Here is a 3,066-nt window from a genome sequence, read left to right as displayed (position 1 = left end):
CCCCAGGTGGCGGCGAAGCGGTAAGGCAGCGGCAGCCGCGAGTTCGAGTGGCTGGCAACGTTGAGCACCGAGAAATCGTTGTTGACGAACGACCACGCGAGACAGCCGAAGGCGATCGCGACGAAGACGAACTGTCCCTGCGCGAGCGGCCGCGCTGCCGCCATCCACGCATCGACGCCGCGCGCCGCCCCGGCGATCGGCAGCGTGCCCTGGGCGAGCGCGAGCAAGAGCGCGAGGATCAGCGCGAACTGACCGATTTCCGGGACCATGTGGACTCCTGGTATTCCTCTATTGCGTGACCAGCGTCTTCTGCGCTTTCTGGGCCTGCTCCACGGCGTGTGCCGCCTCCGGCGGCATGTAGTTCTCGTCGTGCTTGGCCAGCACTTCGCTGGCAGTGAATTCACCGTTGGCGCCGAGTTTACCCTGCGCGACCACCCCTTTGCCCTCCTTGAAGAGGTCGGGCAGGATGCCCTTGTAGACGACGGGGATCGTCTGCGCGGTGTCCGTCACGCGGAAATGCACGGTCAGTCCGTCGGTGTCGCGGCGCAGGCTGCCGCTCTCCACCATGCCGCCGATGCGAAACGTGCGTCCGACCGGCGCTTCCTTCGCCACGACCTGGGTCGGCGTGAAGAAGAACACGAGATTCGAGCGAAACGCGTTGAGGACGAGCGCGGTGGCGATCGCCAGCGCAGCGACGCCGGCAGCGATCAGCGCGAATCGCTTATGCCTGGGTTTCATGGGCGCTGCGTCCTGCAAGGTGTCGCGTGAGACCGATGCGTCTGGCGATCGTTCGCCGCCGGCGCCGGAGCCACAGGAGTTCCATGGCGAGCAGGACGAACGTCACGACATAGCTGCCCCAGACGTAGAGGCCGTACCCTCCCATCGCGAAGAATGCATCGAGGCTGCCCCAGTTCATGGCGCTGCCCGCTCGCCGCCGGGTGCGCCGCGCTCCAGTGCACAGGCGAGGGCAGTCCTCATGCCGGGCTCCCCGCGACCTGCTGCGCCACCCAGGCGGAACCGCGTTCCCGTTCGAGCATGATCGCCCGCGCCCGCGTGAGGATCACCGCGATCGAGTAGAACCAGCACGCAAACGCCATCACCAGCATGCCGGCGAGCATCACGGTCGCCATCGACGGCGCCCGCGTGAGGCTGACGGAGGCGCCCTGATGCAGCGTGTTCCACCACTGCACGGAGAAGTAGATGATCGGCACGTTGATCGCGCCGACGATGGCGAGCACGGCACCCGCCCGGTCCGCGCGCCGCGGATCCTCGATGGAGGCCTGCAGCGCGATGAAGCCGAGATACAGGAAGAGCAGGATCAGCTCGGACGTCAGGCGCGCATCCCAGACCCAGTACGTGCCCCAGGTCGGCCGCCCCCAGAGGGCGCCGCTCCAGAGGGCGATGAAGGTGAAGAGCGCCCCGGTCGGCGCGATGGCCTGCGCCATCATGCCCGAGAGCCGCGTGTTGAAGATGAGCCCGAAGGCCGCGTAGCCCGCCATGAGCAGGTACAGGAACATCGACATCCACGCCGCCGGCACGTGGATGAAGATGATCCGGTACGCCTCGCCCTGCTGAAAGTCGGTGGGCGCCACGAAAAAGGCGAGATAGAGGCCGACCGCGAAGAGGAGGGCGGAACCGGTCGCGAACCACGGCACGAGCCGGCCCGCAAGACCGTAAAAGGCGGCGGGCGACGAGTACTTGAACCAGTTGACGAGGCGCTGCGACATGACCGACCCAGGCGTGTGGCGGGCGTCATTCTACGGAGATTCTGAGTGCCGTGGCGGCAGCGAGCGGGCCGATCACCAGCGACAACATCAGGAAAGCAGCGAGCAGTGACAGGTGTCCCTCCGGGCCGACGCCCGACTGCGCGGCTTCGACCGCGCCGGCGCCGAAGATGATCACCGGCACATACAGCGGCAGCACGAGGAGCGCGATCAGCACGCCACCGCCGCGCAATCCCAGCGTGAGCGCCGCGCCCACGGCACCGATGGAGGAGAGCACCGGCGTGCCGATCAGCAGCGACAGCACGAGCACCAGCAGGGGCGCGCCGGTGAGATCGTACTGCACGCCCAGCACGGGGGCGATGAGGACCAGCGGCAACCCCGAGACCAGCCATTGCGCGAGGATCTTGCCGAGCACCAGCAGCGAGAGCGGCTGTGGCGCGATGAGCAACTGCTCGAGCGAACCGTCGGCGTAGTCTGCGGCGAACAGCCGGCCGAGCGACAGCATCGAAGCGAGGAGGGCGGCGACCCAGAGCACGCCGGCCGCGAGCGGGCGCAGCTTGTCCATCTCCGGACCGACACCGAGAGGAAAGAGGCTCACGACGATCACGAAGAAGACGACGGTGGTGAGCACATCGGTGCGCTGGCGCAGCGCCAGCACGAGGTCGCGGCGGATGATCCAGCCCAGTGCCGAGCCCATCGGTGGGCGAACTCAGTGACCGAGCACGAGCGGCTGGACCGGCGCGGCGATGTCGCCCAGCGGCTGGTGGGTGGTGAGGACCGCCATTCCTCCGCCGGCAAGATGCTCGCCGAGCAGCGACTCGACACTGTCGGTGGCGGCGCGGTCGAGCCCCGCAAAAGGTTCGTCCATCACCCACAGCGGCCGGCGCGCAACCGGCAGTCGCGCGAGTGCGGCGCGACGCTTCTGGCCCTGCGAGAGCCAGCGGACGGGAAAGTCCTCCCGCCCTTCGAGACCGAACCGCCGCAGCGCGGAAAGTGCCGTGTTCCGGTCAATCGGAATGCCTGCGACGCCGGCCCAGATGCGCAGGTTCTCGACCGCCGAGAGGTCGTCCTTCAACCCGTTGTGGTGCCCGACATAGGCGAGTGCGGAGAAATAGTCATCGCCGAGCGCGCGCGTGCTCGATCCGTTCCAGAGGATCTCGCCCGACTCCGCCTCCAGGAGCCCGCAGACGATGCGCAGGAGGCTCGTCTTGCCGCTCCCGTTGGCACCGGTCACCACGAGCGCTGCGCCGGCAGGCAGCGTGAACGACACGTCGGAGAAGATGAGCCTTTCGCCACGCACGCAGGCGAGGTTTGCGGAAGCGAGCACGGTCGGCGGAAAAAA

Annotated in this window: 6 protein-coding genes; all 6 read right to left on the bottom strand. The window is 67.8% G+C overall.

Features of this window, described 5'->3' with window-relative positions:
• The coding region (locus JNK68_09420; GenBank protein ID MBL8540579.1) for a c-type cytochrome biogenesis protein CcmF at positions 1-269 on the bottom strand (269 nt) is incomplete at its 3' end.
• Between the two features lie 19 nt (positions 270-288).
• Entirely contained in the window at positions 289-738 is a 450-nt protein-coding gene (ccmE, locus tag JNK68_09415) for a cytochrome c maturation protein CcmE (GenBank protein MBL8540578.1), read from the bottom strand.
• Positions 722-916, bottom strand: coding sequence for a heme exporter protein CcmD (ccmD, locus tag JNK68_09410; protein MBL8540577.1), 195 nt, complete (start codon positions 914-916; stop codon positions 722-724). Before ccmD ends, ccmE begins: the two co-directional genes overlap by 17 nt.
• Positions 917-974: 58 nt before the next feature.
• A complete protein-coding gene (gene ccsA / locus JNK68_09405; protein MBL8540576.1) occupies positions 975-1,727 on the bottom strand; it encodes a cytochrome c biogenesis protein CcsA in 753 nt (250 codons plus the stop codon).
• Between the two features lie 25 nt (positions 1,728-1,752).
• Positions 1,753-2,421, bottom strand: a complete 669-nt coding sequence (gene ccmB / locus JNK68_09400; GenBank protein MBL8540575.1) for a heme exporter protein CcmB — start codon at positions 2,419-2,421, stop codon at positions 1,753-1,755.
• Positions 2,422-2,433: 12 nt separating this feature from the next.
• Positions 2,434-3,051 (bottom strand): cytochrome c biogenesis heme-transporting ATPase CcmA, encoded by a 618-nt coding sequence (gene ccmA / locus JNK68_09395; protein ID MBL8540574.1) that lies wholly within the window; start codon positions 3,049-3,051, stop codon positions 2,434-2,436.
• Positions 3,052-3,066: the final 15 nt, after the last annotated feature.

Source organism: Betaproteobacteria bacterium (assembly GCA_016791345.1).
In the GTDB taxonomy this organism is placed as follows: domain Bacteria; phylum Pseudomonadota; class Gammaproteobacteria; order Burkholderiales; family JAEUMW01; genus JAEUMW01.
The sequence above is the reverse complement of the archived record's forward strand: the minus strand, read 5'-3'. Positions and strand labels throughout refer to the sequence as shown.